The sequence below is a fragment of the Streptomyces sp. NBC_01016 genome, assembly GCF_026341035.1.
GTDB lineage: Bacteria > Actinomycetota > Actinomycetes > Streptomycetales > Streptomycetaceae > Streptomyces.
On record NZ_JAPEOQ010000001.1, the window covers coordinates 452,770 to 478,859 of the forward strand.

Sequence of the window (26,090 nt, forward strand, 5' to 3'; positions counted from 1 at the left end):
GATCCTACGAAGCCGGTGTCACTCGTCCCGCTTGTGGTGGTGGCTGAAGGGGTGCAGCAGGTCCGACAGATGCCAGTGGTGGTGCCCCTCGCGCTCCGCCGCGCCCGGCTCCGGCACGTCCACCGGGCCGGACTGCGGGGTGCGGTGGTGCTGCAGCGCGTCACGGGCCGAGGAGACACGGCCCGCGCGCATGATGCGTACGACGTGGCCCTCGCAGTTCACACACGTGGGCCTGGTCAGCGGCGACGGCACCCGCTCGCCCCCGACCACGTACATCACGAACTCCGCACCCTCCCCGTCGACGTGGTGCTCGATCTCGTAGGACTGCTCCCAGCCGTGCCCGCACCGCATGCAGGCGAACGAATACGACTCGTGGACGATGGATGTCGCCGCGCTGCGATTCGGGACCGGGGGCGTCTGCGCACCAATGGCTGTCTTGGAGACTGCGAACTCGCTCATGCCAGCTCCTCTTGCCCGCTGGACAAACGCTGCCCTGCGGCAGCGTGGGGACGGGTGCGTCCCCTTCAACCAGTGGACGCCTCCGCCGGGCCGCGCGCAAAAGGTCTGTCGACTATTGGATCCGATTTGGCCTTTCCCTGCCGAAACGGCCCTGCCGCGCGGTCTTCGCTTTGCTTTTCAGGTTAGTCCTTTACGCGCTTATGGGGCGGCCCGCGCCGCATTCTTTGCCGCCACGACGGCATCGAAGACCTCACGCTTGGGCAGCCCGACGTCGGCGGCCACGGCGGCGATCGCCTCCTTGCGGCGCTCCCCCGCCTCCTCGCGCACCCGCACCCTGCGCACCAGCTCATCGGGGGTGAGGTCGTCGGCGGACTTCTCCGGCGCGCCCTCGACGACGACCGTGATCTCGCCGCGTACGCCCTCGGCGGCCCACTCGGCGAGCTCCTTCAGGGGGCCGCGCTTGACCTCCTCGTACGTCTTGGTGAGCTCGCGGCACACGGCGGCGCGGCGGTCCTCGCCGAAGGCCTCGGCCATCGCGGCGAGGGTGTCGTCGAGGCGGTGCGGGGCCTCGAAGTAGACGAGGGTGCGGCGCTCCTCGGCGACCTCCTTGAGGCGGGACAGCCGCTCGCCCGCCTTGCGCGGCAGGAAGCCCTCGAAGCAGAAGCGGTCGACGGGGAGCCCGGAGAGCGCGAGGGCGGTGAGCACGGCGGAGGGGCCGGGAACCGCCGTGACCCGGATGTCCCGCTCGACGGCCGCCGCGACCAGCCGGTACCCGGGGTCGGACACGGACGGCATCCCCGCGTCCGTGACGAGCAGCACCCGCGCCCCGCCGACGAGCGCCTCGACGAGCTCCGGCGTACGGGCGGTCTCATTGCCCTCGAAGTACGACACGACACGCCCGCCGACCTGCACCCCGAGCGCCTGCGTGAGCCGCTTCATGCGCCGGGTGTCCTCGGCTGCGACGACATCGGCGGTGGCCAGCTCCTTGGCCAGCCGCGGCGGCGCGTCCGCCACATCACCGATCGGCGTGCCCGCGAGCACGAGGGTTCCGGTGGACTCGGGGGATTCTGCGGTTCCAGTCACGTTTCCAGTCTCGCAGGCACGGGGAACGGCACTCGCACAGTCGTGTTCCCTACGATGGCGCGCGTGACCAGTACCGCGTCGTCGTCCGGGGCGACTCCGACCAGCGCACCGACCGAGCAGACCGCAAGCGTGGAGCCGCAGCAGTCGTCGTGGCTGCGCGGGCTGCGCAGGTTCGGATACCGGGCGCAGGCCAGAGGCTCAGACGTGGGCACGCGCCTGGTGCCGCCGTTCCCGCCGCTCGGGGGGCGCCTGTGGGCGTCCTTCGGGCTGAGCCGGTTCTCCGCCGCGCAGGCGGAGCGGATCGTCGGCTGGGTCGGGCCGCTGCTCGTCACGCTCGTCGCGGGCCTCGCCAGGTTCTGGAACCTGGGCAGCCCGAAGGCCGTGATATTCGACGAGACGTACTACGCGAAGGACGCGTGGGCGCTCATCCACCGCGGCTTCGAGGTGAACTGGCCCAAGGACGCCAACGACAAGATCCTGGCCACGGGCGGAAACGTACCGATCCCGCACGACGCCTCGTACGTCGTGCATCCGCCGGTGGGCAAGTACGTCATCGGTATCGGCGAGTGGATGTTCGGGTTCGACCCGTTCGGCTGGCGGTTCATGACGGCGGTCCTCGGCACGCTGTGCGTGCTCATGGTCTGCCGGATCGGGCGGCGCATCTTCCGCTCCACGTTCCTCGGCTGCCTGGCGGGCGCGCTGCTCGCCGTGGACGGGCTCGCGTTCGTGATGAGCCGCACCGCGCTGCTCGACTCGATCCTGGTTTTCTTCGTGGTGGCGGCGTTCTGCTGCCTGGTGCTCGACCGGGAGCGCACGCGCGGGCAGTTGGCCGCCGCGCTGCCGGTGGACGAGTACGGGCTGCCGCACCCCGATGCCGAGATCGCGGAGACGCTGCGCCTGGGCTGGCGGCCGTGGCGGCTGCTGGCCGGCCTGTGCCTCGGGCTAGGCGCCGCCACGAAGTGGAACGGCTTCATCTTCCTGGCCGCCTTCGCGCTGATGTCGGTGCTGTGGGACGTGGGTTCGCGGCGGGTGGCGGGCGCCGAGCGCCCGTACCGCGCGGTCCTGAAGCGGGACGTCGTGCCCGCCTTCGTCTCGACCGTCCCCGTGGCCATCGCCACCTACGTGTTGTCCTGGCTCGGCTGGATCCTCTCCCCCACCGACGGCTCCGGCGGCTACTTCCGCAACTGGGCGGTGACCGACGGCAAGGGCGGCACCTTCACCTGGCTGCCGGACTGGGTGCGCAGCATGTGGCACTACGAGCACGAGGTGTGGAACTTCAACACCACGCTCAGCTCGCCGCACACCTACCAGTCGAACCCGTGGAGCTGGATGGTCGACGGCCGCCCGGTCTCGTACTTCTACGAGTCGCCGAAGCCGGGCGCGCAGGGCTGCCCCGCCGACGCCACCGAGAAGTGCGCCCGCGAGGTCCTCGCCCTCGGCACACCGCTGCTGTGGTGGGCGGCCTGCTTCGCGCTCCTGTACGTGCTGTGGCGCTGGTTCTTCCGCCGCGACTGGCGGGCGGGCGCGATCCTGTGCGGCATCGCGGCGGGCTACCTCCCCTGGTTCAACTACCAGGAGCGGACGATCTTCTACTTCTACGCGGTCGTCTTCGCCCCGTTCCTCTGTCTGGCCCTGGCGATGATGCTCGGCGCGATCATCGGCAAACCGGGCTCACCGGAGCGACGGCGGGTGATCGGCGCGGCGGCCGCGGGCGCCCTGGTGCTGCTGATCGCGTGGAACTTCATCTATTTCTGGCCGATCTACACGGGCGACGCGATCCCGGTCGACTCGTGGCGGTCACGGATGTGGCTGGACACGTGGGTGTGAGCCGGTTTCGGTCAGCTTGGTGATCTCAATCCGGACACCTTCGGACATCATCTGATGAACCCGCGCCCCCTGGGGCACTCCTCGTGCTTACAGTCCCTCTCGTAAACCTGGGGAGGGGAGCGCTTCATGCGCAAGGGGGTCAAGATCGCCATCGTCGGCGGGGTGTGCACCGTCATGGTGGGCGGCGCCGGGTACGGGGCGTACAACCTCGTCACGGCGGTCACGGGCGGGAACACCGTGTCGTCGCAGGGGTCGGAGTACAAGTCGGGACCACCGTCCGGCGACGAGGTGAAGGAGACGTCGGAGCAGTTCCTCGCGGCGTGGGAGAAGAACGATCCGGCGGCCGCGGCGCGGCTCACGGACTACGCCGACAACGCGATGCGTGTCCTCGAGGACTGGCACGACAAGGCGCACGTCACGCGCACCGAGCTGACGCCGACGAACGCGGACGGCGCGAAGGTCGCCTTCCACGTCAAGGCCACCGTCGCGTACGGCAAGAAGACGAAGACGCTGTCGTACGACTCCTCGCTCAGGGTCGTGCGCGGGCAGACCACGGGGCGGGCGCTGGTCGACTGGTCGCCGGCCGTGGTGCACCCGTCGATGAAGAAGGGCGACACGCTCGTCACCGGAGAGGCGCCCGCGCCCCCGATCGAGGCCGTGGACCGCAACGGCACCGTGCTGACGAAGGACGCGTACCCGTCGCTCGGCCCGGTCCTCGACCAGCTGCGCGCCAAGTACGGGGACTCCGCCGGGGGTTCGCCCGGCATCGAGACGTACGTGGAGCGGACCGACGACGGCGGGGAGACGAGCTCCGCGAAGACGCTCCTCACGCTCGCCAAGGGCAGGCCCGGCAAGCTGCGTACGACGATCAGTGCCACCGCGCAGGCGGCCGCCGAGCAGGCCGTGAAGAAGTACCAGGAGTCGTCCGTGGTGGCGGTCGAGCCGTCCACCGGTGAGGTGCTCGCGGTCGCCAACCAGGCCAAGGGCGAGTTCAACGCGGCGTTCCAGGGCGGCACCGCGCCCGGCTCCGTGATGAAGATCCTGACCGCCGCGGCACTGATCGACAACGGGGTCACCTCGGCGAACGGCCCGGCGCCCTGCCCCGATTCGGCGGTCGCCCAGAGCCAGACCTTCCGCAACCTCAAAGGCATGCGGCCCAACGAGAACGCGACGCTGGCCGACAGCTTCGCCCGCTCCTGCAACACCGCCTTCATCAAGCTCTCCGACGACCTGGGCGCGACGAAGTTCGCCGCGGAGGCGGAGGACCGGTTCGGCCTCGGCAAGGACTGGAAGACGGGAATCGTCTCCCGCGACGGCTCGGTCGAACTGCCGGGGGACTCCGACGACGCCGCCGCGATGATCGGCCAGGGCCGGGTCCAGATGAACCCGTTGAACATGGCTTCGGTCACGGCGACCGCCATCACCGGCACGTTCCACCAGCCGGTCCTCGTCTCCCGCAAGGTCGACGACCACCCGCTCGCCACGGCGAAGGGGCTGAAGCCCGGAACCTCCGACCAGCTGCGGCAGATGATGCGGCTGACCGCGACCAACGGCACCGGCGCCGCGGCCATGGCCGGCGTTCCCGGCGACAAGGGCGCGAAGACCGGCTCCGCGGAGGTCGACGGCCAGGGCAACGCCAACTCCTGGTTCACGGGCTACAGCGGCGACGTGGCGGCCGCCGCGACGGTGCCGCGCGGCGGGCACGGCGGAGACGCGGCGGGCCCGGTCGTCGCGGCGGTGCTACGGGCCGGAGCGTAGTTCCCCTACGACTCCCTGCGCCTGGCGGTGAATCCACGCATCGCCAGGCGTTACCACGTCGTTCTGTCCTACGGAAAGTGCGCTCAGGACCACCCCGTACCCTGGGCCACCCGTAGATCTCCGGAGGACTCAGGTGGGCAGCAGAGGCAAGCGTCGCGGTGAGACGCGGCGCAACACGAACGCCCTGGTGATCGGTGGCGTCGCCGCCGTCGCCGTCATCGGGGCAGGCGTCGGCGCGTACGCGCTGATCGGGAGCGGCGATCAGGCGGGCAGCACCTCGGCCTCCGCCTCGGACGACAAGCCCGAGATCCCGAAGGGCCCACCGACCGCCAAGGAAGTACGGGCCGTCGCCGACGGTTTCCTCACCGCCTGGCAGCAGGGCGAGACCGCGAAGGCGGCCGCGTACACGAACGACGCGGCGGCCGCGAAGAAGGCGCTCGCCGGCCTCTCCAAGGACGCCCACCTCACCGGCCTGAAGCTCGCTCCCGGCACCCGCAAGGGCGCCGAGGTCCCCTTCCACGTCACGTCCACGGTCGAGTACAAGGAGGGCAAGGGCAGCGGTTCGGACTCCGAGCTGAGCGAGCCCTTCGCGTACGACTCCGCGCTGACCGCCGAGCGCCGCAAGAGCGACGGCAAGGTCCTCGTCGACTGGCAACCCTCCGTCGTGCACCCGGACTTGAAGGACGGCGACCACCTGGAGACCGGCGAGGCGGGCGATCCGCCGGTCAAGGCCGTCGACCGGGACGGCACCGAGCTGGACGCGAAGAAGTACCCGTCGATCGGCACCATCGTCGACGGGCTGCGCGAGAAGTACGGGAAGAAGGCGGGCGGCACCGCGGGCGTCGAACTGCGCGTCGTGCGGGGGAAGTCCGGGAAGAAGTCCGACGACAAGAACGCGCTGCCCGACAAGACGCTGCTCACGCTCTCCAAGGGCACGCCGGGCACCGTGAAGACCACGCTCGACCCGGCGCTCCAGGCCACGGCCGAGGCCCAGGTGAAGTCGCGCAAGAAGGCCTCGGTCGTGCTCGTGAAGCCGTCGACCGGCGAGATCCTGGCGGTGGCGAACTCCAGCACCGGGTTCAACACGGCGTTCCAGGGCTCGCTCGCGCCCGGCTCCACGATGAAGGTCATCACGGCGTCGATGCTGCTGGACAAGAACATCACCGACGTCGACAAGAAGCACCCGTGCCCGAAGTACTTCACGTACGGGCACTGGAAGTTCCAGAACGACGACAAGTTCCAGATCAAGAACGGCACGTTCAAGGCGAGCTTCGCCGCGTCCTGCAACACGGCCTTCATCAGCCAGGCCCCGAAGCTCGACAACGACTCGCTGACCAAGCAGGCGCAGTCGGTCTTCGGCCTCGGCATGAACAACTGGTCGATCGGGGTGCCGAGCTTCGACGGCGCGGTGCCGGTGATGTCGGACGCGCAGATGGCGGCCTCGCTGATCGGGCAGGGCGGCGTCCGGATGAACCCGCTGAACATGGCCTCGGTGGCGGCGACCGTGAAGGCGGGCGCCTTCCACCAGCCGTACCTGGTGTCGCCGGACTTCGACGACCGGACGCTGGCGAAGGCGTCGAAGCCCATCTCCGCGTCGACGGCCTCGAAGCTGCGGGAGTTGATGCACTACACGGCGATCGCCGGTACGGCCGTGAAGCCGATGTCCGGGCTCGGCTCCGACATGGGCGCGAAGACCGGTTCGGCGGAGGTCGACGGGCAGAAGGACCCCAACGGCTGGTTCACGGCCTGGCGCGGGGACCTCGCGGCGGCGGCCGTGGTGCAGCAGGGCGGTCACGGCGGCGACTCGGCCGGTCCCGTGGTCCGCAAGATGCTGCTCGCGGGCGGCTGACCGGAGACCGATACAGGGTCGCGTGTCCCGTACACGCAGAGCTAGCGTGCGGACCATGACGACAGCGGAAGACAGCAACAGCAACAGCACAGCCGCACACCCTCGTTTCGCCGAGGCCGTCACCGCGATGGGCCTCACCGATCTCCTGCCGCGGGTGCGGCGCTTCCCCGAGGCGACCCGCACCGCGCAGGAGGCGGCCGAGGCGATCGGCTGCGAACTGAGCCAGATCTGCAAGTCGTTGATCTTCGCGGCGGACGGGGTGCCGGTGCTCGTCCTGATGGACGGCGCGTCCCGCGTCGACCTCGACCTCGTACGCGATGAACTGGGCGCCGAGAAGGTCACGCGCGCCAAGGCCGACGTCGTCCGGGAGTTCACCGGTTACGCGATCGGCGGCGTCCCGCCCTTCGGCCACGCGAACAAGACGCGCGTCCTCGCCGACCGCTCCCTCCTCAACCACGACACGGTGTGGGCGGCGGCCGGCAGTCCGTACGCCGTCTTCCCCATGGCGCCCAAGGAGTTGATCTCGCACGCGGGTGCCACGCTCGTGGACGTGCGCGTATGACTCCCGTGGTCGCCGCGGCGGTGCTGCTCGCCGCGGTGACCCACGCCTCGTGGAACGCCCTTGCCCACCACATCACGGACAAGCTGGTCGGCTTCACGCTCATATCGGGCGGCGGAACGCTGATCGGCCTGGTGCTGGCGATATTCGCACCGCTCCCGGCGGCGGGTGCATGGCCGTACCTGGTGACGTCGGCCCTCCTCCACATCGCCTACTACGCCCTGTTGATGACCTCCTTCAAACTGGGCGACTTCGGGCAGGCCTACCCGATCGCGCGCGGCACGGCGCCGCTGGTGGTGACGGTGCTCGCGGCGGTCTTCGCGGGCGAGGTGCCGGGCGGCTGGCAGGCGGCGGGCGTCGCGGTGTCCAGCGCGGGCCTGACGGGCCTGGCGCTGTGGGGCCTACGGGGATCGGGGCGCAAGCCGGACTGGCGGGCGCTGGGCGCCGCGCTGGCCACGGGGGTGTCGATCGCCTCGTACACGGTGGTGGACGGCCTGGGCGTACGGGCCTCGGGCTCCTCGCTGGGCTACATCGCGTGGCTGATGGTGCTGGAAGGGATCGCGGTCCCGGTGTACGCGGCGTATCGCTGGCGCGGTGAACTGGTCGAGCGGCTGCGGCCGTTCGCGTGGCGGGGCCTGCTGGGCGCGGCGCTCTCGGTCCTCGCCTACGGCCTGGTCCTCTGGGCCCAGACGCGGGCCGACCTCGCCCCGATCTCCGCGCTCCGGGAGTCGTCGATCATCGTGGGGGCGGCGATCGGCGCGATCTTCTTCAAGGAACGCTTCGGCGCGCCGAGGCTTTTGGCGGCGGGTGTGGTGGTGACCGGGATCGGCCTGATGCTGGCCCATTGAAGCCGCGCTTGCCGACGAGAGCCCGCGGGGCCCGGGGCGTCAAGCGGTACGGGCGCCGGCCTCTCGCTCCACGCACAGCTCGTTGCCCTCGGGGTCATGGAGGGTGACCCAGCCCCTGCCGTCGGGCCGGCGGTGGTCTTCGTGGAGCGTGGCGCCCAGGGCGAGGAGGCGGTCGACCTCCTCGTCACGGGTGCGGTCCTGCGGTTGCAGGTCCAGGTGCACCCGGTTCTTGACGGTCTTGCCCTCGTCGACGCGGATGAACAGCAGCGTCGCGTTCGCGCTGTGCACCAGGGCCTCCGGGTCGCCCGGAAAGTCCTCATCGGAGAGCTTGCCGTCCAGGACACCGGTCCAGAACGTCGCAAGGGCGTAGGGATCGGCACAGTCGAAAGTGATATGGCGCACCAGTGAACTCATGGGCGTGACCCTAAGCCGGAGTTGGGCTCAATCGCGCATGATTTTGAAGCCGCTGCTGATCGCGGTCGTCCCACCGTCGACCGGGAGCACCGCCCCGGTCACCCACGCCGCGTCGCTCGACGCGAGGAACGCGACCGCCGCCGCGATGTCGGCCGGCTCGCCGACCCGGCCCAGCGGATACAACTCCCGCATCGTGTCGAGCTGTTCGCCCCGACCCGCCCAGGCCGCGGTGCGGACCGTGCCGGGTGCGATCAGGTTGACGCGGACGCCGCGCGGTCCCGCGTGCCCGGCCAACGTACGGGTCAAGGACGCGAGCCCCGCCTTCGCGGCGCTGTACGCGTGGTTGCCGAAGTCCTGGATGCCGTTGACGGAGCCGATGTTGACGATGGCGCCGCGTCCGGAGGCGACGAGGTGCGGGAGCGCGGCGCGGGCGCACCGATAGGCGCCGGTGAGCGTGATGTCGAGGTCGGTGGCCCACACCTCGTCGTCCTCGTCCTCGAAGAGCGGCGCGTCGGGGTGGCAGGCGCAGGCGTTGTTGACGAGGACGTCGAGCCGCCCGAAGGTCTCGACGGCGTACGCGACCGCGGCCTCGACGGCGGCCCTGTCGCCCACGTCGCAGGCGAACTCCCTTGCCGTACCGCCCTGTTCACGGATCGAGGCGGCGACCTTCCCCGCTGCCGCCTCGTCGATGTCGGTGACGAGGACGCGCGCGCCCTCCCCGGCCAGCCGGTGCGCGGTGGCGGCGCCGATGCCGCTCCCGGCCGCGGTGATCAGAGCCGCGTGATCCTCGAAGCGCTTCATACGCGGACGCTAACCCGCGTTCAGTGCCTCCCGCACGGACTTCACCAAGGCCTGGGCCCGCGGGTCCGCCGTAACTCCCTTTTGCATGCCGTTTGTTACGTACCCGAACGCGAGGCCCGACTCCGGGTCGGCGAAGCCGAGGGCGCCGCCGCGACCCGGGTGGCCGAAGGAGTTCGGGGAGAGGAGCGGGGAGGCCACGCCGTGCAGCATGTGGCCGAGGCCGAAGCGGGACGGCGAGATCAGGACACGGTCGGGTCCCGACGAGGCTTCCGTGCGGGCGAGTTGGGCGGTCTCGGGGCTGAACACCCGTATCCCGCCCTCGACTTCGCCGATCAGCGACGCGTAGAAGCGGGCCAGGCCCTCCGCCGTGCCGATGCCGTTCGAGCCGGGGAGCTGGGCCGCGCGGTAGGCCGGGGCGTTCTCGTCCGCGGACGGGGCGATCGTGCCGAAGGCGCGGCTGGTGAGCGAGTCCGGGTTCTCGTACGCCTCGACGATGGCCCGCTTGGGGCGGGAGCGCAGACCGCCGGTGGCCGGGGGCTCCACGGGGCCGACGCGGCCGACCCGGTGGGCCTCGCCGTCCGGGAGGCCGATCCAGACGTCGGCGCCGACCGGGGCGGCGATCTGCTCGGCGACGTACTCCCCGATCGACCGCCCCGTGGTCCGCCGCACCAGCTCGGCCGTGAGCCAGCTGTACGTCTGCGCGTGGTAACCGTGGTCCGTGCCGGGCCGCCAGACGGGGGCCTGGGCCGCGACGGCCGCCGCGGCGAGGTCCTGGTCCGCGGCCTCGGCAGGGGTGAGCGGGCGGTCGAGGGCGGGGACGCCGGCGCGGTGGGCGAGGACGTGCCGGACCAGCGCGTCCTCCTTGCCGTGCGCCTTGAACTCGGGCCAGTACGAGCCGACGGGCGCGTCGAGGTCGAGCTCGCCGCGCTGATGGAGCAGGAGGAGGGCCGCGGCGGCGATCCCCTTGGTGCCGGAGCGGAGGATCTGGGCGGTGTCCGGCTGCCAGGCCCCGCCCCCGTCGACGTCCCGCGTGCCCGCGTACAGGTCGATGATCCTGCGCCCGTCCCGGTACACGACGAGCGCGGCGCCGCGCTCTCCGCGGGCCGTGAAATTCTCACCGAAGGCGGTGCGCACACCTTCGAATCCGGGGGCGACCGTACCGTTCACTGCTATGTCCACGGAGGGTGCAACAGGTCGCGGCGGCCGTTGATTTCCGCGGGCCGCTCACGTGGCCTAGGGCCTGTCGTTTGGATCAGGCCGGATCAGGGAGCGGGGTAGTGGGGCCTCCCCTGCTCGAGCGAAGCCGAGAGCTTGGGGAAGCGTGCGATCGCAAGGCGGAGGAGGGAGTCGACGCGGAGCGAATGGGGCCTCCCCTGCTCGAGCGAAGCCGAGAGCTTGGGGAAGACCGACGACAACGCCGCGAGCGTGCGTGCCGGGCCCCGCGAGCCCGGCCTGATCCAAACGACAGGCCCTCGGTCACGCCGTCCGCCCCGCCACCGACCTCGGGTCGAAGCCGAAGGGGAGCTCCAGGCGGTGCGCCGTCATCAGGTTCTCGTCCACGAGCAGGTCGCCGGTCGCCCCGTCCGCCGCGATCGCGCCGCCGCTGAGGATCACCGCGCGGGGGCAGAGCTCCATGGCGTACGGCAGGTCGTGCGTGACCATCAGGACCGTCACGTCCAACGAGCGCAGGATGTCGGCGAGTTCGCGGCGGGAGGCCGGGTCGAGGTTGGAGGACGGTTCGTCGAGGACCAGGATCTCGGGTTCCATCGCGAGGACCGTCGCCACCGCCACCCTGCGGCGCTGACCGAAGGAGAGGTGGTGCGGGGGCCGGTCCGCGAACTCCTCCATGCCGACCAGCGAGAGCGCCTTGCGGACGCGCGCCTCCAGCTCCGGGCCCTTCATGCCCGACGCCGCAGGGCCGAACGCGACGTCCTCGCGGACCGTCGGCATGAACAGCTGGTCGTCGGGGTCCTGGAAGACGATGCCGACCTTGCGGCGGATCTCCGCCATGTTGCGCTTGTCGACGGGCAGGCCCGCCACCGTCACCGTGCCCGCACCGCCGGTCAGGATGCCGTTGAGGTGCAGGACGAGGGTCGTCTTGCCCGCGCCGTTCGGCCCGAGCAGCGCGACCCGCTCGCCCTTGCCGATGCGCAGGTCCACGCCGAAGAGGGCCTGGTGCCCATCCGGGTAGGCGAAGGCGAGCCCGGAGACGTCCAGGGAAGCGGGCGCAGAAGAAGCAGCAGGAGAAGCAGAAGAAGTCACAGCGTCCATCCCATCAGGCACACCACGAGCGCCGCACACGGCAGGGTCAGCGCGTACGACCACTGGGTCCGGGTCGCCGCCAGGTCGTCGATCACCGGCATCGCCCCCGCGTAACCACGGCTGACCATGGCGAGGTGCACCCGCTCCCCGCGCTCGTAGGAGCGGATGAACAGGGCGCCCGCCGACTTGGCGAGGACGCCCCAGTGCCGTACGCCCTTCGCCTCGAAGCCGCGCGACTCCCGGGCGATCTTCATGCGGCGCATCTCGTCGGTGATGACGTCGCCGTAGCGGATCATGAATGAGGCGATCTGGACGAGGAGCGGGGGCAGCTTGAGGCGTTGCAGGCCGAGGATCAGTTCGCGCAGTTCGGTGGTCGAGGCGAGCAGGACCGCGGCGGCGACGCCGAGCGTGCCCTTGGCGAGCACGTTCCACGCGCCCCACAGTCCGCTCTCGCTCAGCGACATCCCGAGGACCTGCACCCGGCTCCCCTCCGCCACGAACGGCATGAGGACGGCGAAGGCGACGAACGGGACCTCGATGAGGAGCCGCTTCAGCAGGAAGCCCGCCGGGACCCGCGCCGTCGCCGCCACCGCCGCGAGCAGCACGGCGTACAGGCCGAAGGCCCAGATCGCCTCGCGCGGGGTGGAGACGACGACCAGAACGAAGCAGAAGACCGCGGCCAGCTTGGTGTGCGGCGGCAGGGCGTGCACGGGCGAGGCCCCGGCGCGGTAGAGCTGGTGGGCGTGACCGGCGCCCATGTCAGGACACCCGCTCCGAAGCGGCAGGGACCTCGGTCGAGGCCACGTCGCCGGCGCGCCGCCTGCGCAGCGCCCAGAAGATCCCGGTCCCGGCGACGACGGTGACGCCGACGCCGATGATCCCGGCGAGGCCGCCGGAGAGGCGGCCGTTGGCGATGTCCTTCACGCCGTAGTCGGCGAGCGGCGAGTCGGAGGAGGCGTGCTCCTTGGCCTTCTGGTCGATGCCCTTGTCGTGGGCGACCTTCTCCAGTCCGTCGGGGTTGGCCGAGGCGTAGAAGGAGACGAAGCCGGCGAGGACGAGGGAGGCTGCCAGGCCGACGAGCCACACCTTGCGGCGCGAGCGGGCGGCCACGGGGGCGGTCACCGGGGTGGCCGCGTCCACCAGCTCCCCGTTCACCTTCAGCTTCAGCGGCTGGTGCAGGCCCCGGGCCCCGTACACGAGGTCGGGGCGCACGGCGACGACCGCGCCGACGGTGAGCGCGGTGATCACGGCCTCGCCGATGCCGATGAGGATGTGCACGCCGACCATCGCGGTGGCGACCTTGCCGATGGAGACGTCGGTCGTCCCCCCGATGGCGTAGATCAGGGTGAAGACGACCGCGGCGGCCGGGACGGACAGCAGCGCCGCGACGAAGGACGCCACGGTGATCGAGCGGCGGGTGCGCGGCAGCAGCTTCACCAGGCCGCGGAAGACGAGGTAGGCGACGACGGTCGTGGTGATCGCCATGTCGGTGATGTTCACGCCGAGCGCGGTCAGGCCGCCGTCGGCGAAGAGCACGCCCTGCATGAGCAGCACCACGGACACACAGAGGACCCCGGTATAGGGCCCCACGAGTATCGCGGCCAGCGCGCCGCCGAGGAGGTGTCCGCTGGTGCCCGCGGCAACGGGGAAGTTGAGCATCTGCACGGCGAAGATGAACGCCGCGACAAGGCCCGCGAGCGGTGCGGCCCGCTCGGAGCCCAGCTCGCGGCGGGCGCCGCGCAGGCTGACGGCGACGGCGCCCGCGGCGACGACGCCCGTGGCGGCCGACACGGGGGCGTTGATGAATCCGTCAGGGACATGCATGGCAGGGAGCTCCGCTCGGGGGCCGGGGGCAGGGTCCGGTTTCGACGTCCGGGTTCGGCGTCCGGTGAACCGTTCGATGATAGTGCTTTGTTGCGAACGCCTTGCAATAGCGTCTCAGCGCCGATTACCCCCCGGCCATCCCTGGTCTGTACACCCCCGTATATGCGACATTTAAGGACATGACGGTTGTCGAGCAGTACGTAGAGCAGTACGCGCGAGCCCGGGTCGTCACCGATTCCCCCGAGGCCGGCCAGGCGGTCCCCGTCGTGCTGCGCCACGAGAGCGGCACGGTCCATGTCGCACTGCCCGGCTCCGGCGAGTGGGGAGCCTTCCCCCGCGAGCTGCTCGAACGCGGCCTGCGCGCCCCGGTCACCGGCGGCGCCGTCCGGATCTGGCCGTGCGGTCGCGTGCAGACGGTCATCGAGTTCCACGCGCCGCACAAGCCGAGCGGGGTGACGGTCGTGCAGTTCGACACGAAAGCGCTGGTCCGCTTCCTGCGCCGCACCTACACGACCGTCACCCCGGCCAAGGCCCCTCAAGGCATCACCCGCTGAAGGGCATCACCCGCTGAAGGGCGTCACGCGCTGACGAGCTCCCGCTCGTCGTCCGGACGGTCGGCGTCGGCCGTCCGCAGCCCCTCGCCCTCCACGTCCACGTTCGGCAGCACCCGCGCCAGCCACTTCGGCAGCCACCAGGCCTTCTTGCCGAGCAGCGCGAGGACGGCGGGCACGAGCGTCATACGGACGATGAACGCGTCGAAGAAGACGGCGATGGCGAGGCCGAAGCCGATCATCTTCACCATCTGCTCGGAGCTTCCGATGAAGCCCGCGAACACCGCCATCATGATGATCGCCGCGGCCGTGACCACCCGCGCCCCGTGCTTGAACCCGGTGACGACGGCCTGCGCGGGCCGCTCCCCGTGGACGTACGCCTCACGCATGCGCGTCACGAGGAACACCTCGTAGTCCATCGCGAGACCGAAGACCACGCCCACCATGAAGATCGGCATCATCGACATGACGGGACCGGTCTGCTCGACGCCGAACAGCGAACCGAGCCAGCCCCACTGGAACACCGCGACGACGGCGCCGAGCGCGGCGAGCACCGACAGCAGGAAGCCGAGCGCCGCCTTCAGCGGCACCAGGATCGAGCGGAAGACCACCATCAGGAGCAGGAACGCGAGGCCGACGACGAGCGCCAGGTAGGGGATCAGCGCGTCGTTGAGCTTCTGCGAGACGTCGATGTTCATGGCCGTGGAGCCGGTGACGCTCAGCTCGGCGCCGGAGTCCGCCTTGATGTCGGCGCCCGCGTCGCGGATGTCGTGCACGACGTTCTCGGTGTCGACCGACGACGGCTTGTACTTGGAGACGACGCTGATGACAGCGGTGTCGCCGGCCTTGTTGAACGTCGCCGGGGTGACGGCCGCGACGCCGTCCGTGCCCTTGATCTCCCGGACGACCTCGGAGACCGCAGCCTTCGGGTCGGCCGCGCCCTTGGCGTCGACGACCGTCATGAGCGGGCCGTTGAAGCCGGGCCCGAAGCCCTCGGAGAGCAGGTCGTACGCCTTGCGCTGGGTGGTGCTCGTGGGCTGCGCGCCGTCGTCGGGCAGGCCGAGTTCGAGCGAGGCGACCGGGACGGCCATGGCGCCGAGGCCGACGATGCCCGCGATCAGGACGGTGACCGGGCGGCGCAGGACGAAGCCGGCCCAGCGGGTGCCCATGTTGACCTTGGGCTCCTTCTTCTCACCGAGGTCCTTACGGGCCTTGCGGCCGTGCACCCGCTTGCCGACGTAGCCGAGCAGCGCCGGGATCAGGGTGAGCGCGATGAGCACGGCGATGGCGACGGTGCCGGCGGCCGCGATGCCCATCTTCGTCAGCATCGGGATGTTGACGACCGCGAGGCCGACCAGCGCGATGACGACGGTGAGCCCGGCGAAGACGACGGCCGACCCTGCGGTGCCGACGGCCCGCCCGGCGGCCTCCTCCCGGTCCCGGCCCTCCGCGAGTTCGCCCCGGTACCGGGACACGATGAACAGCGCGTAGTCGATGCCGACCGCGAGGCCGATCATCATCGCCAGGGTGGAGGTGGTGCTGCCCAGGTCGAGCACGTTGGCGAGCGCCGTGATGGCGGAGACGCCGATGCCGACACCGATCAGCGCGGTCAGCAGCGGAAGACCGGCCGCGATCAGCGAGCCGAACGTGATCACCAGGACGACGGCCGCGATCGCGATGCCGATGACCTCGGTGGCGCCCGTCTCCGGCATGGCCTGGAGCGCGTCACCGCCGACCTCGACGGTCAGACCGGTCTGCTTCGCCTCGTCGATGACGTCCTGCAGCGCGTCCCGGTCGGCGTCGGTCAGCTCCATCGAGGAGACCTTGTACGTCGCCGAGGCGTAGGCGATCGTGCCGTTCTTGCTGATCGTCTTCGCGACGAACGGGTCCGCGACGGACGCGACCTGCTTCGAGCTGGACTTGATCTCGGCGACGGTGTCCTGGATGTCGGCCTTGTTGGCCGCGTCGGTGAGCTTCTCCCCCTTTGGCGCCTCGAAGACGACGCGGGCGGTGGCCCCGTCGGCGGCGGATCCGGGGAAGCGCTGGTCGAGCAGGTCGAAGGCCTTCTGGGCCTCGGTCCCCGGTATGGAGAAGGAACTGGAGGCGGCGGTCGGCGCGGTGGCGGCGCCCACGCCCGCGAGCGTGAGCAGGGCCACCCAGATCAGGGCGACGAAGTGCCGTCGGCGGAACGCGAGTTTGCCGAGTTTGTAGAGGAATGTGGCCACGGAGGCGTACTCCCGGTCAGGTCGTGGGTCCAACAGGACAGCAGGGCATGTGTGATCGGCCCGACGACATGAGCGGTTGTGCGTCAGGTGGAACGGTGGGGAAGGGTCAGGCGCTGGGAAAGGGTCAGGCGCTGAGGGCGGGGAGGACCACAGCGTCGATGTACGAGACGAGGTATTCCTGCGTCGGTGGCTCTTCGTCGATGAGCGTGCGGGTCGCGAACGCGCCGACCAGCATGTGGAGCGCGTAGCCGAGCGCCGGGTTGTCGGCCCGGATCTCGCCTCGGTCCACCGCTCTGCGCAGCATCCGGTCGAGACCGGACACCTCGGGAGCGACGATCCACTCCTTGAAGGCCGCGAGCAGATCCGGATTGGCGTGCACGGCCACCATCAGGCCGCGCATCAGCGCGCTGTTCTGCTCCATGTGGCAGTCGTCCTCGCGGACGGCCATCGCATGCAGATCACCGCGCAGCGAGCCGGTGTCGACCACGTCGAAGTGCGGCTTCTGGCTCCGCAGCGCCTTCACCACCAGCTCGGCCTTGCCGCCCCACTGACGGTAGAGCGTGGCCTTGCTGGACCGGGTCCGGGTGGCCACGGCGTCCATGGTCAGGGCGTCGTAGCCGACCTCGCGGAGAAGTTCGAGCACGGCGCCGTACAGCTCGGCCTCGCGCTCGGGCGTGATCCGGCTGCGACGCGTCGTTGCCTCGGCGACCATGTCACCCACCCGACCTCTCCGTATGCGTACGCCATAAAAGTACCCTGCCCCCTAGCGAAACGAAACGGTTTCGTTCGTGCGCTGCGCCACACCTTCTCGCACACCTTCCCGCACACCCTTCTCAGTGAGTCCCGGTTGCCGGAGGCCGCGTCGCGGAAAAGCATGAGGAGGTGACTGAGGCGACTGAGGCAACCGACGATGCGGACGGCCGGGCGTACCTGCGTTTCCCGCACATCAGCGGCGATCGGCTGTGTTTCGCCGCCGAGGACGACCTGTGGGTCGCGCCGCTCGACGGCTCGACGCGGGCCTGGCGGGTCACCGTCGACCGCACCAAGGTCAGCCACCCGCGCTTCTCCCCCGACGGCCGGCACATCGCGTACACGACGTGGCGCAGCCTCGACCCGGAGATCCATGTGGCGCCGGTCGACGGCGGCTCCGCGCGCCGGCTCACGTACTGGGGCAGCGTCGACACCCAGGTGCGCGGCTGGACTCCCCCCGACAAGGACGGCCGGTGCGACATCCTCGCGGTCGCCTCGCACGGCGAGCCCTTCTCGTACTTCACCTTCGCCTACAGCGTCCCGACCGACGGCTCCCCCGGCGGCAAACTCCCCTGGGGCCCGGTCTCCGACATCCAGGTCGCCGACATCGACGGGGAGCGGCAGACCCTGCTCCTGACGGGTACGGCGCCGCACGAACCGGCCGCCTGGAAGCGCTACCGGGGCGGCGCGCAGGGCCGGCTGTGGGTGCACGGACAGCGCATCCTCGCCGACCTCGACGGACATCTCGACGACCCGATGTTCGTGGACGGCCGCATCGCGTTCCTCTCCGACCACGAGGGCATCGGCAACGTCTACTCCTGCCGCCCCGACGGCACCGACCTGCACCGCCACACCGACCACGACTCCTTCTACGCCCGGCACGCCACCACCGACGGCACCCGCGTCGTCTACCAGTGCGCGGGCGACCTGTGGATCCTCGACGACCTCGACCCCGACTCGGTGCCGCGCAAGCTGCGGGTCCGGCTCGGCGGCCCCCGCGCCGGGCGCCGCAGCTACCAGGTCCCCGCCGCCCAGCACGTCGACTCGCTCTCCGTCGACGAGACGGGCCGGGCCAGCGCCGTCGTCGTCCGCGGCAGCCTGTACTGGCTCACGCACCGCGACGGCCCCGCCCGCACCATCGCCGACACCCCGGGCGTGCGCGTGCGCCTGCCCGAGATGCTGGGCTCGGGCGGCCAGGTCGCCTACATCACCGACGCCGACGGCGAGGACGCCGTCGAGATCGCCTACCTGCCGCGGGCCAGCGGCGACCGGGCACCGCGCCGGTTCGCCTCCGGCCGGCTGGGCCGCGTACAGGAGCTGGTCTCCGACCCGGACGGGGAGCGGCTCGCGATCGCCTCGAACGACGGGCGGCTGCTCCTCGTCGACGTGGGCGACGAGGGCGGCGAGGCGCCGCTGGAGGAACCGACCGTCACCGAGCTGATCCGCTCCACGAACGGGCCCGTCCGTGACCTCGCCTTCTCCCCCGACGGCGCCTGGCTGACCTGGTCTCACCCGGGCATCGGCCGCTCGCTGCGGCAGATCAAGATGGCCCGGATCAACCGGGGCGGCGGCTCCACCGCGATCGGCGCGGTCCCCCCGGGGAAGGGCGAGTCGGCGACGATCGTCGACGTCACCAACGGCCGCTTCGAGGACGAGAACCCGGTGTTCACGCGGGACGGCCGCTATCTCGCCTTCCTCTCCTGGCGCGGCTTCGACCCCGTCTACGACGTGCACACCGGCGACCTGTCGTTCCCGCTGGGCTGCCGCCCCTACCTCGTACCGCTGTCGTCCGCGACGCCGTCCCCGTTCGCCCTCTCCCCCGACGGTCGGACGGCGGCGGGCGGCCTCGACCCGGTCGAGGACGCGGGCGGCGACGGCACGCCGACCGTGGAGATCGAGGGCCTCGCCAACCGTGTCGTGCCGTTCCCCGTCTCGGCGTCCAAGTACTCGTCGCTGCACGCGGTCGCAGGCGGCGGCCTGGTGTGGCTGCGCTGGCCGATCTCGGGCGCGCTCGGCGAGACCTTCGCCAACCCGGCCGACCCCTCGGCCCAGCCCACCCTCGAACACTTCGACCTGGTCAAGGGGAAGAAGTCCCAACTCGTCGCCCACATGGACTGGTTCGCGGTCAGCGGCGACGGCTCCCGGCTCGTCGTCGTCGACGAGGGCGAACTGGAGGCCGTGCCCGCCACGGAGGCGGGTGACAACGACACCACCGTCTGGATCGACCTGCGCCGCATCCTGCACGAGGCCGACCCGGCGGCCGAGTGGCGGCAGGCGTACGACGAGGCGGGCCGGATCATCCGCGCCTACTTCTGGGAGCCGCACATGTGCGGCATCGACTGGGACGCGGTGCTCGACCAGTACCGGCCGCTGGTCGAACGGGTCGCCTCCCCCGACGAGTTCGCGGATCTCCTACGAGAAGTCCTCGGCGAACTCGGCACGTCCCACGCCTACGTGGCCGCCGCCCGCCGCAACGAGGGCCCGCCGCACTACCAGCGGGCGCAGGGCCTGCTCGGCGCCAACTTCGTCTGCCGCGACGGCCGTTGGACGCTCCAGCGCATCCTGCCCGGCGACTCCTCCGACTCCAAGGCCCGCTCCCCACTCGCCGGCACCGGCATCCGCGACGGCGCCGTCCTCACCCACATCGACGGCCGCCCGGTCGACCCGGTCACGGGCCCCTACCCGCTGCTCGCGGGCGCCGGCGGCACGACCGTCGAGCTGACCTTCACGTGCGCGGAAGGCGGCGGCCGCCCCCGCCGCGTCGCCATCGTCCCGCTCGTCGACGAACGCCCGCTGCGCTATCAGGACTGGGTGGCCAAACGCCGCGCCGTCGTACGGGAGTTGAGCGGCGGCAAGTGCGGCTATCTGCACATCCCCGACATGGGCGGCTCCGGCTGGGCCCAGTTCAACCGCGATCTGCGCATGGAGGTCTCCCGGCCCGCGCTCATCGTCGACGTACGCGGCAACGCGGGCGGCCACATCAGCGAGCTGGTCGTCGAGAAACTCACCCGAAAGATCATCGGCTGGGACCTGACCCGCAACGCGCAGGCGGTGTCGTACGCCTCGAACGCCCCGCGCGGTCCCGTCGTCGCCCTCGCCGACGAAGCGACCTCGTCGGACGGCGACATGATCGCCGCCGCGTTCAAGCTGCTGGCGCTCGGCCCGGTCGTGGGCCAGCGCACCTGGGGCGGCGTCGTCGGCATGACCGGGCGCCACAAGCTCGGCGACGGCACGGTGATCACGGTGCCGATGAACGCGGCCTGGTTCCCCCAGTACGGCTGGTCCATCGAGAACCGGGGCGTGGAACCGGACATCGAGGCCCTGCGCACCCCCCTCGACTGGGCGGAGGGCCGGCACGCCCAGCTCGACGACGCGGTGGAGCTGGCGCTCAACCTGTTGACGGAACAGGGCGCGACGACGCCGCCGGACTACTCGGACGTCCCCGACCGGAGGCGGCCGAAGCTGCCGCCGCGCTGACCGAACCTCCGCCGGACCAATGTCCTGCGGAGGGCTTACCCGCTTCCCCCTGGCATGACAGATTCTGGGCGCGTACATGGCGATGACGCGGTCGACTACCTGTCTCCCAGGGGGATTTCATGTCGCAGGGTTCTTCGCAGAGTTCCTCGCAGGGTTCTTCGCACGGTTCACGAAGAGGGGTCCTGCTCGGCGCCGCGGGAATCGGGGCGGCGCTGGCACTCGGCAGTACGGGGAGAGCCGCGGCGGCGACTCCCGGGCTGCCACCCGTCCTCATCACCGAGCAGGCGAGCAAGCGGCTGCTGGTGATGGATTCGCGGGTGGGGGTGTGGGACCCGGCGGAGAATCCCGGCGTCGTGCGCTGGGCGTTCTCGCCCCTGGGCGACACCCGGTACCGGGACGTCGAGCCCGACATCAGCTGGGTGTACCCGAGCGAGGCGAAGGTGCGCCGGTATCGCGGGCGTACGTTCGTGCTGACCACGGCCTCGTTCGGGTTCGTGGGCGTGGTGGAGTGGCCGAGCGGGCGCCGCTACTGGGCCGGGGCGCTCGGCCCCGGAGACGATCTGATCAACCCGCACACCGCCGAGATCCTGCCGGACGGGAACGTCGCCGTCGCGTGCAGCACGGGCGCGCGGGTGCGCTTGTACGCGGCGTCCCTCGGGCCGCACTCCACGCGGTACACGGAGGCCGAGCTGAAGGGGGCGCACGGGCTGCACTGGGACCGGGCGCGCGAGGTGCTGTGGGTCATGGGTGACGACGAGCTGGTGGCCTACGGGGTGGAGGGCACGCGGGTGCGGCCCTCGCTGGTGCGGCGGTTCGGCGTGGCCCTGCCGGTCGCGACTCCGGGCAAGTCCGCCGGCGGGCACGACCTGTTCCCCGTGGCCGGGGTTCCGGGGCGGATGTGGGTGACGACGAGCGCGTCGGTGTTCCAGTACGACATCGCGAGCCGCAGCTTCGTACAGGACTTCGCGGGGGCCTCGGAGATCGTCCGGAAGTCCGTGAAATGCGTGGGGGACGATCCGCGCACCGGGCGGGTGGTCACCACCGTCCCTGAGCCCGGGCTCGGGGAGACCTGGTGGACGACGACCGTGAGCCTGCACCGGCCGACCGGGTCCTTCAAGTACGTCAACGGCGGGATCTACAAGGCCCGTTGGTGGCTACCCAGGTGACCCGTCGGGCGATTCCAGCCTGCGGTCGAGCGCAAGGGACAGCTCCGCCTCCACGACTCCCTTCGCCAGCGGGCGCAGGCGGTCGATGTCCTTGTCGGAGGCGTGCTCGGCGACGAGGTCGGTGAAGAGGGTGGCCAGGGCGTCGGCGTGTTCACGCACGCGCCTGGCCGCCGCCAGGACGTCGGCCAGCGGGATGCCCTCACGGACCAGGGCCGCCGAGATGTCGAGCAGCCGGCGGCTGATGTGCACGATCTCCTCGCCGTCGATGCCCAAGTAGCCGAGATCCAGGGCCGCCTGGAGGTTCTCGGGCGTGACGTCGTCGGCGAAGTGGTCGGCGAGCTCGGCGGCGGAGAGACGGACGGGGACCTCCTCCGTGGGCTGCACGCCGAGGAGTTCACCGACGTCGCGGCCGCGGTCGAAGGCCTCGGAGAGCTCGCTGATCCCGTTGAGGGTGTGGCCGCGGTCCAGGAGCGAGGCGATCGTGCGCAGCCGGTCCAGGTGCGTCTCGTCGTACCAGGCGATGCGGCCCTCGCGGCGGGGCGGCTTGATGAGCCCGCGTTCACGGTAGAAGCGCACGGTGCGGACCGTGATACCGGCCGCCTTCGCCAGCTCCTCCATGCGGTACTCGTGCTTCTTTCCGTGTCCCGTCTCATCCTGTGCCACGTCGGAAACCTTATGCCGTACTGCCGGTAACTTTCCTTGGCCCGACCCCTACCCATGAGTACGCAGAGCCTCTACTCTCCGAATTACGCCAGTGTTCACTGGCAGAGTCGCTGCGGCAAAGGAGGCGCCGGGATGCCCGAGCAGGAGCACGAGCACGTACGAGTGGCGGTGATCGGGTCCGGCTTCGGCGGCCTCGGCGCGGCGGTCAGGCTGCGGCGCGAGGGGATCACCGACTTCGTGGTCCTGGAGCGGGCCGACTCGGTCGGCGGGACCTGGCGCGACAACAGCTACCCGGGATGCGCCTGCGACGTGCCGTCCCACCTGTACTCCTTCTCGTTCGCACCCAACCCCGACTGGCCGCGGACGTTCTCCGGGCAGGAGCACATCCGCGAGTACCTGGAGCACGTCGCCGACACCTTCCGCCTTCGGCCGCACATCCGCCTCAACTCCGAGGTGACGCAGCTGCGTTGGGACAACGACCAGCTGTGGTGGGAGATCGACACGGCGAAGGGGAAGCTCACCGCCGACGTCGTCGTGTCCGCCACCGGACCGCTGTCCGACCCGAAGACGCCGGACATCGCCGGGATCGACACCTTCCCCGGCAAGGTCTTCCACTCCGCGCAGTGGGACCACGAGTACGACCTGCGGGGCAAGCGCGTCGCCATGATCGGGACGGGTGCGTCGGCCATCCAGATCGTGCCGGCCATCCAGAAGGAGGTCGGGCACCTCACCCTCTTCCAGCGCACGCCGCCGTGGGTGATGCCGCGCGCCGACCGGGCCATCTCACCCGCCGAACGCTGGCTGCACCGACAGCTGCCCTTCACCACCCAGGCGCGCCGCGGACTCCTTTGGGGCATCCGGGAGTTGCAGGTCCAGGCGTTCACCAAGCACCCGAACGAACTGGGCATGGTCGAGCAGCTGGCCAAGCGGAACATGCACCGGGCGATCAAGGACCCGGGGCTGCGCGCCAAGCTCACCCCGGACTACCGCATCGGCTGCAAGCGGATCCTGCTCTCCAACACGTACTACCCGGCGCTCGCCCAGCCCAACGTCGACGTCGTCGCCTCCGGACTGAGCGAGATCCGCGGGAACACCCTCGTCGCATCGGACGGCAGCGAGGCCGAGGTCGACGCGATCGTCTTCGGCACCGGCTTCCACGTCACCGACATGCCGATCGCGGACCGGGTGATCGGCGCCGACGGCGACACGCTCATGCAGTCGTGGAAGAACGGCATGAAGGCGCTGCGCGGCGCCACGGCCGCCGGATTCCCGAACTTCATGACCGTCATCGGCCCGAACACCGGCCTCGGGAACTCCTCGATGATCCTGATGATCGAGGCCCAGCTGAACTACCTGGCCGACTACATGCGCCAGCTGCACGTCCTCGGCGGCCGCGTCGCCCTCAACCCGCGCGAGACCGCCGTCACCGGCTGGAACAACCGCGTGCAGGACCGCATGAAGCGCACCGTGTGGAACACCGGCGGCTGCAACAGCTGGTACCTCGACGAGAACGGGGTCAACACGACGGTGTGGCCGGGCACGACCACCGAATTCCGGCACGCCACCCGGCATGTCGACGTAGGCGAGTACGAGGTGGTGCGCGCGCCCGCGGAGCCGGCCACGCCCACGCGTACCAAGAAGAAGGCCAAGGTGAACGCCGCATGAGCCGTCTGATGCGCCATGTGACGACGGGACCGTACGCACCGCCCGTCGCCGCCCGCGAGCTGACCGTCACCTCCGCGGACGGGGCACGGCTCCACGTCGAGGTGCACGGCCCCGAGGGTGCCCCGGCCGTGCTGCTCTCGCACGGCTGGACCTGCTCCACGGCGTTCTGGGCAGCGCAGACGCGGGCCCTCGCCACCGACCACCGGGTGATCGTGTACGACCAGCGGGGGCACGGCCGCAGCCCGGCAGCCACCCAACTCCCGTACACCACCGACATGTTGGCCGACGACCTGGAGGCCGTGCTCGGCGCGACGCTGGAGCCGGGCGAGCAGGCGGTGCTCGCCGGGCACTCCATGGGCGGCATGACGATGATGGCCGCCGCCGGGCGCCCCAAGTTCCAGGAGCACGCGGCCGCCGTCCTGCTGTGCAGCACCGGAAGCTCGCAGCTCGTGGCCGAGGCGACCGTGGTGCCGCTGATGCGAGCGAGCAACCTGCGGACCCGGTTCACCCGCACGATCCTCGGCTCGAAGGCACCGCTCGGACCCGTCACACCGATCGGCAAGCGGGTCCTCAAGTACGCGACGATGGGCCCGGGTTCGGCCGCCGACAAGGTCGAGGCCTGCGCACGGATCGTGCACGCCTGCCCGCGCGAGGTGCGCTACGGCTGGTCACACGTACTCGAACACCTCCAACTGGACGCCGGGGTCGAGCAGTTGACCATGCCGGTCGCCGTCGTCGCAGGCACCGACGACCGCCTCACCCCGGTCGCGCACGCCCGCCGGATCGCCGCCGCGCTCCCCAACTCTGCGGGCCTGACCGAACTGGCGGGCCTCGGCCACATGACACCCGTCGAGGCCCCCGAGGCCGTCACGACGAAGATCCGCGACCTCTCCCAGAAGTACGCACAGCCGAAATCACAGTCACAGTCGCAATCTCAGTCGCAGAAGGGGGCCGATGCCGCATGAGCAGGGTCAGTCTCGAAGGTCAGGTCGCGGTCGTCACGGGAGCCGCGCGCGGCGTGGGCGAACTGCTCGCACGCAAGCTGTCGGCACGCGGCGCGAAGATCGCGCTCGTCGGGCTCGAACCGGACGAGCTGAAGCAGGTGGCCGGGCGGCTGCACTCCGACGCCGACTGGTGGCACGCGGATGTCACGGACCACGTGGCGATGGCGCAGGTCGCCCAGGAGGTCAAGGACCGCTTCGGGAAGGTCGACATCGTCATCGCCAACGCGGGCGTCGCGACCGGCGGCCCCTTCGCCGAATCCGACCCGGTGGCATGGCGCCGCGTCATCGAGGTCAACCTCATCGGCTCCGCCGTGACGGCCCGCGCCTTCCTCCCCGTACTGACGGAGTCCCGCGGCTACCTGCTGCAGATCGCCTCCCTCGCCGCGATCACACCCGCCCCGATGATGACCGCCTACTGCGCGTCCAAGTCGGGCGTGGAGGCGTACGCGCACAGCCTGCGCGCCGAGGTCGGCCACAAGGGCGTACGCGTCGGCGTCGGCTACCTGTCGTGGACGGACACCGACATGGTGCGCGGCGCCGACCAGGACGATGTGATGCGCGAGCTGCGCCAGCAGCTGCCGTGGCCGTCGAACAAGACGTACCCGCTGGGCCCGGCGGTCGACCGCCTCGTGGCGGGCATCGAGCGCCGCTCGCCCCACGTGTACGCGCAGTGGTGGCTGCGCGGCATGCAGGGCATACGCGGATACCTGCCCGCGGCGATCGGAGTCATCGGCCAGCAGCGGATGCGGCGCTTCGAGGGCCGCCTCGACACCGTCTCCAAGGGCCTCGTGGGCGCGGGCGGCGCCGCCGACGAGGCCGCACGAGGCCACTGACCTGCACTTTCCTCATCCCACCCGCCATCCCGAACACAGTCCGTCATTGATCAAAATGCGGCGAATCGGGCA

At 70.8% G+C, this 26,090-nt stretch carries 22 protein-coding genes; 11 read left to right on the plus strand and 11 right to left on the minus strand.

What is annotated here, in order from left to right; all coding sequences use genetic code 11:
- Positions 1 to 18: 18 nt before the first annotated feature.
- Together OG746_RS02175 and rsmI are read right to left on the minus strand one after the other, a co-directional pair.
- Positions 19 to 459 (minus strand): hypothetical protein, encoded by a 441-nt coding sequence (locus OG746_RS02175; RefSeq protein WP_266711086.1) that lies wholly within the window; start codon positions 457 to 459, stop codon positions 19 to 21.
- 198 nt (positions 460 to 657) lie between these two features.
- Positions 658 to 1,542 carry a 16S rRNA (cytidine(1402)-2'-O)-methyltransferase gene (rsmI, locus tag OG746_RS02180; protein ID WP_266711088.1) on the minus strand — a complete coding sequence of 295 codons (885 nt, stop codon included), beginning with the start codon at positions 1,540 to 1,542 and terminating at the stop codon, positions 658 to 660.
- Positions 1,543 to 1,605: 63 nt separating this feature from the next.
- Here rsmI and OG746_RS02185 point away from each other — a divergent pair, with 63 nt between their 5' ends.
- The 5 genes from OG746_RS02185 to OG746_RS02205 all read left to right on the plus strand — a co-directional run bounded on the left by OG746_RS02185 (position 1,606) and on the right by OG746_RS02205 (position 8,383).
- The gene (locus OG746_RS02185; protein WP_266711089.1) at positions 1,606 to 3,369 is read left to right on the plus strand and encodes a dolichyl-phosphate-mannose--protein mannosyltransferase; all 1,764 of its coding nucleotides are present in this window, start codon (positions 1,606 to 1,608) and stop codon (positions 3,367 to 3,369) included.
- Between the two features lie 126 nt (positions 3,370 to 3,495).
- Positions 3,496 to 5,127: a penicillin-binding transpeptidase domain-containing protein gene (locus OG746_RS02190; protein ID WP_266711090.1), complete on the plus strand. Its 1,632-nt coding sequence runs from the start codon at positions 3,496 to 3,498 to the stop codon at positions 5,125 to 5,127.
- A gap of 133 nt (positions 5,128 to 5,260) precedes the next feature.
- A complete protein-coding gene (locus OG746_RS02195; protein ID WP_266711092.1) occupies positions 5,261 to 6,976 on the plus strand; it encodes a penicillin-binding transpeptidase domain-containing protein in 1,716 nt (571 codons plus the stop codon).
- Between the two features lie 55 nt (positions 6,977 to 7,031).
- Positions 7,032 to 7,538: a YbaK/EbsC family protein gene (locus tag OG746_RS02200; RefSeq protein WP_266711094.1), complete on the plus strand. Its 507-nt coding sequence runs from the start codon at positions 7,032 to 7,034 to the stop codon at positions 7,536 to 7,538.
- Positions 7,535 to 8,383: an EamA family transporter gene (locus OG746_RS02205; protein WP_266711096.1), complete on the plus strand. Its 849-nt coding sequence runs from the start codon at positions 7,535 to 7,537 to the stop codon at positions 8,381 to 8,383. Before OG746_RS02200 ends, OG746_RS02205 begins: the two co-directional genes overlap by 4 nt.
- A 39-nt stretch (positions 8,384 to 8,422) precedes the next feature.
- Here OG746_RS02205 and OG746_RS02210 read toward each other — a convergent pair whose 3' ends face one another.
- The 6 genes from OG746_RS02210 to OG746_RS02235 all read right to left on the minus strand — a co-directional run bounded on the left by OG746_RS02210 (position 8,423) and on the right by OG746_RS02235 (position 13,684).
- Positions 8,423 to 8,797, minus strand: coding sequence for a VOC family protein (locus OG746_RS02210; RefSeq protein WP_266711098.1), 375 nt, complete (start codon positions 8,795 to 8,797; stop codon positions 8,423 to 8,425).
- A gap of 27 nt (positions 8,798 to 8,824) precedes the next feature.
- Positions 8,825 to 9,598: an SDR family NAD(P)-dependent oxidoreductase gene (locus OG746_RS02215; protein WP_266711100.1), complete on the minus strand. Its 774-nt coding sequence runs from the start codon at positions 9,596 to 9,598 to the stop codon at positions 8,825 to 8,827.
- 9 nt (positions 9,599 to 9,607) lie between these two features.
- Positions 9,608 to 10,771, minus strand: a complete 1,164-nt coding sequence (locus tag OG746_RS02220) for a serine hydrolase domain-containing protein (RefSeq protein ID WP_266718664.1) — start codon at positions 10,769 to 10,771, stop codon at positions 9,608 to 9,610.
- Between the two features lie 303 nt (positions 10,772 to 11,074).
- Entirely contained in the window at positions 11,075 to 11,869 is a 795-nt protein-coding gene (locus tag OG746_RS02225; protein ID WP_266711102.1) for an energy-coupling factor ABC transporter ATP-binding protein, read from the minus strand.
- Entirely contained in the window at positions 11,857 to 12,618 is a 762-nt protein-coding gene (gene cbiQ, locus OG746_RS02230) for a cobalt ECF transporter T component CbiQ (RefSeq protein WP_266711104.1), read from the minus strand. The genes OG746_RS02225 and cbiQ overlap by 13 nt, the downstream gene beginning before the upstream one ends.
- Before the next feature lies 1 nt (position 12,619).
- Positions 12,620 to 13,684, minus strand: a complete 1,065-nt coding sequence (locus OG746_RS02235; RefSeq protein WP_266711106.1) for an energy-coupling factor ABC transporter permease — start codon at positions 13,682 to 13,684, stop codon at positions 12,620 to 12,622.
- A 179-nt stretch (positions 13,685 to 13,863) separates the two neighbouring features.
- Between OG746_RS02235 and OG746_RS02240 the strand changes: the two genes are divergently transcribed.
- Complete coding sequence (locus tag OG746_RS02240; protein ID WP_266711108.1) at positions 13,864 to 14,238, plus strand: SsgA family sporulation/cell division regulator; 375 nt, start codon at positions 13,864 to 13,866, stop codon at positions 14,236 to 14,238.
- Between the two features lie 23 nt (positions 14,239 to 14,261).
- On the opposite strand, the gene OG746_RS02245 is transcribed toward OG746_RS02240, so the two are convergent.
- Together OG746_RS02245 and OG746_RS02250 are read right to left on the minus strand one after the other, a co-directional pair.
- Complete coding sequence (locus tag OG746_RS02245) at positions 14,262 to 16,460, minus strand: MMPL family transporter (protein WP_266711110.1); 2,199 nt, start codon at positions 16,458 to 16,460, stop codon at positions 14,262 to 14,264.
- Between the two features lie 124 nt (positions 16,461 to 16,584).
- Positions 16,585 to 17,172: a TetR/AcrR family transcriptional regulator gene (locus tag OG746_RS02250; RefSeq protein ID WP_266711112.1), complete on the minus strand. Its 588-nt coding sequence runs from the start codon at positions 17,170 to 17,172 to the stop codon at positions 16,585 to 16,587.
- 170 nt (positions 17,173 to 17,342) lie between these two features.
- Between OG746_RS02250 and OG746_RS02255 the strand changes: the two genes are divergently transcribed.
- Together OG746_RS02255 and OG746_RS02260 are read left to right on the plus strand one after the other, a co-directional pair.
- Entirely contained in the window at positions 17,343 to 20,687 is a 3,345-nt protein-coding gene (locus tag OG746_RS02255) for a S41 family peptidase (protein ID WP_266711114.1), read from the plus strand.
- Between the two features lie 119 nt (positions 20,688 to 20,806).
- On the plus strand, positions 20,807 to 21,853 hold the full coding sequence (locus OG746_RS02260; protein ID WP_266711116.1) for a DUF6528 family protein: 1,047 nt from the start codon (positions 20,807 to 20,809) through the stop codon (positions 21,851 to 21,853).
- Here OG746_RS02260 and OG746_RS02265 read toward each other — a convergent pair.
- A complete protein-coding gene (locus OG746_RS02265) occupies positions 21,842 to 22,516 on the minus strand; it encodes a MerR family transcriptional regulator (RefSeq protein ID WP_266711118.1) in 675 nt (224 codons plus the stop codon). The genes OG746_RS02260 and OG746_RS02265 overlap by 12 nt on opposite strands.
- Positions 22,517 to 22,648: 132 nt before the next feature.
- Here OG746_RS02265 and OG746_RS02270 point away from each other — a divergent pair, with 132 nt between their 5' ends.
- From OG746_RS02270 to OG746_RS02280, 3 genes are read left to right on the plus strand one after another with little or no spacing between them, the layout of a single operon-like run.
- Positions 22,649 to 24,181: a flavin-containing monooxygenase gene (locus tag OG746_RS02270; protein ID WP_266711120.1), complete on the plus strand. Its 1,533-nt coding sequence runs from the start codon at positions 22,649 to 22,651 to the stop codon at positions 24,179 to 24,181.
- Positions 24,178 to 25,146, plus strand: a complete 969-nt coding sequence (locus tag OG746_RS02275; protein ID WP_266711122.1) for an alpha/beta fold hydrolase — start codon at positions 24,178 to 24,180, stop codon at positions 25,144 to 25,146. Before OG746_RS02270 ends, OG746_RS02275 begins: the two co-directional genes overlap by 4 nt.
- Positions 25,143 to 26,018: an SDR family oxidoreductase gene (locus OG746_RS02280; RefSeq protein WP_266711124.1), complete on the plus strand. Its 876-nt coding sequence runs from the start codon at positions 25,143 to 25,145 to the stop codon at positions 26,016 to 26,018. The genes OG746_RS02275 and OG746_RS02280 overlap by 4 nt, the downstream gene beginning before the upstream one ends.
- The last annotated feature ends 72 nt before the right edge of the window (positions 26,019 to 26,090 follow it).

What these genes read in the sequence shown, in the direction of transcription:
- OG746_RS02175 (WP_266711086.1), bottom strand. Translation starts at nt 459, where the DNA reads ATGAGCGAGTTCGCAGTCTCCAAGACAGCCATTGGTGCGCAGACGCCC.
- OG746_RS02190 (WP_266711090.1), top strand. Translation starts at nt 3,496, where the DNA reads ATGCGCAAGGGGGTCAAGATCGCCATCGTCGGCGGGGTGTGCACCGTC.
- OG746_RS02200 (WP_266711094.1), top strand. Translation starts at nt 7,032, where the DNA reads ATGACGACAGCGGAAGACAGCAACAGCAACAGCACAGCCGCACACCCT.
- OG746_RS02205 (WP_266711096.1), top strand. Translation starts at nt 7,535, where the DNA reads ATGACTCCCGTGGTCGCCGCGGCGGTGCTGCTCGCCGCGGTGACCCAC.
- OG746_RS02210 (WP_266711098.1), bottom strand. Translation starts at nt 8,797, where the DNA reads ATGAGTTCACTGGTGCGCCATATCACTTTCGACTGTGCCGATCCCTAC.
- OG746_RS02215 (WP_266711100.1), bottom strand. Translation starts at nt 9,598, where the DNA reads ATGAAGCGCTTCGAGGATCACGCGGCTCTGATCACCGCGGCCGGGAGC.
- OG746_RS02225 (WP_266711102.1), bottom strand. Translation starts at nt 11,869, where the DNA reads ATGGACGCTGTGACTTCTTCTGCTTCTCCTGCTGCTTCTTCTGCGCCC.
- cbiQ (WP_266711104.1), bottom strand. Translation starts at nt 12,618, where the DNA reads ATGGGCGCCGGTCACGCCCACCAGCTCTACCGCGCCGGGGCCTCGCCC.
- OG746_RS02235 (WP_266711106.1), bottom strand. Translation starts at nt 13,684, where the DNA reads ATGCATGTCCCTGACGGATTCATCAACGCCCCCGTGTCGGCCGCCACG.
- OG746_RS02240 (WP_266711108.1), top strand. Translation starts at nt 13,864, where the DNA reads ATGACGGTTGTCGAGCAGTACGTAGAGCAGTACGCGCGAGCCCGGGTC.
- OG746_RS02250 (WP_266711112.1), bottom strand. Translation starts at nt 17,172, where the DNA reads ATGGTCGCCGAGGCAACGACGCGTCGCAGCCGGATCACGCCCGAGCGC.
- OG746_RS02260 (WP_266711116.1), top strand. Translation starts at nt 20,807, where the DNA reads ATGTCGCAGGGTTCTTCGCAGAGTTCCTCGCAGGGTTCTTCGCACGGT.
- OG746_RS02270 (WP_266711120.1), top strand. Translation starts at nt 22,649, where the DNA reads ATGCCCGAGCAGGAGCACGAGCACGTACGAGTGGCGGTGATCGGGTCC.
- OG746_RS02275 (WP_266711122.1), top strand. Translation starts at nt 24,178, where the DNA reads ATGAGCCGTCTGATGCGCCATGTGACGACGGGACCGTACGCACCGCCC.
- OG746_RS02280 (WP_266711124.1), top strand. Translation starts at nt 25,143, where the DNA reads ATGAGCAGGGTCAGTCTCGAAGGTCAGGTCGCGGTCGTCACGGGAGCC.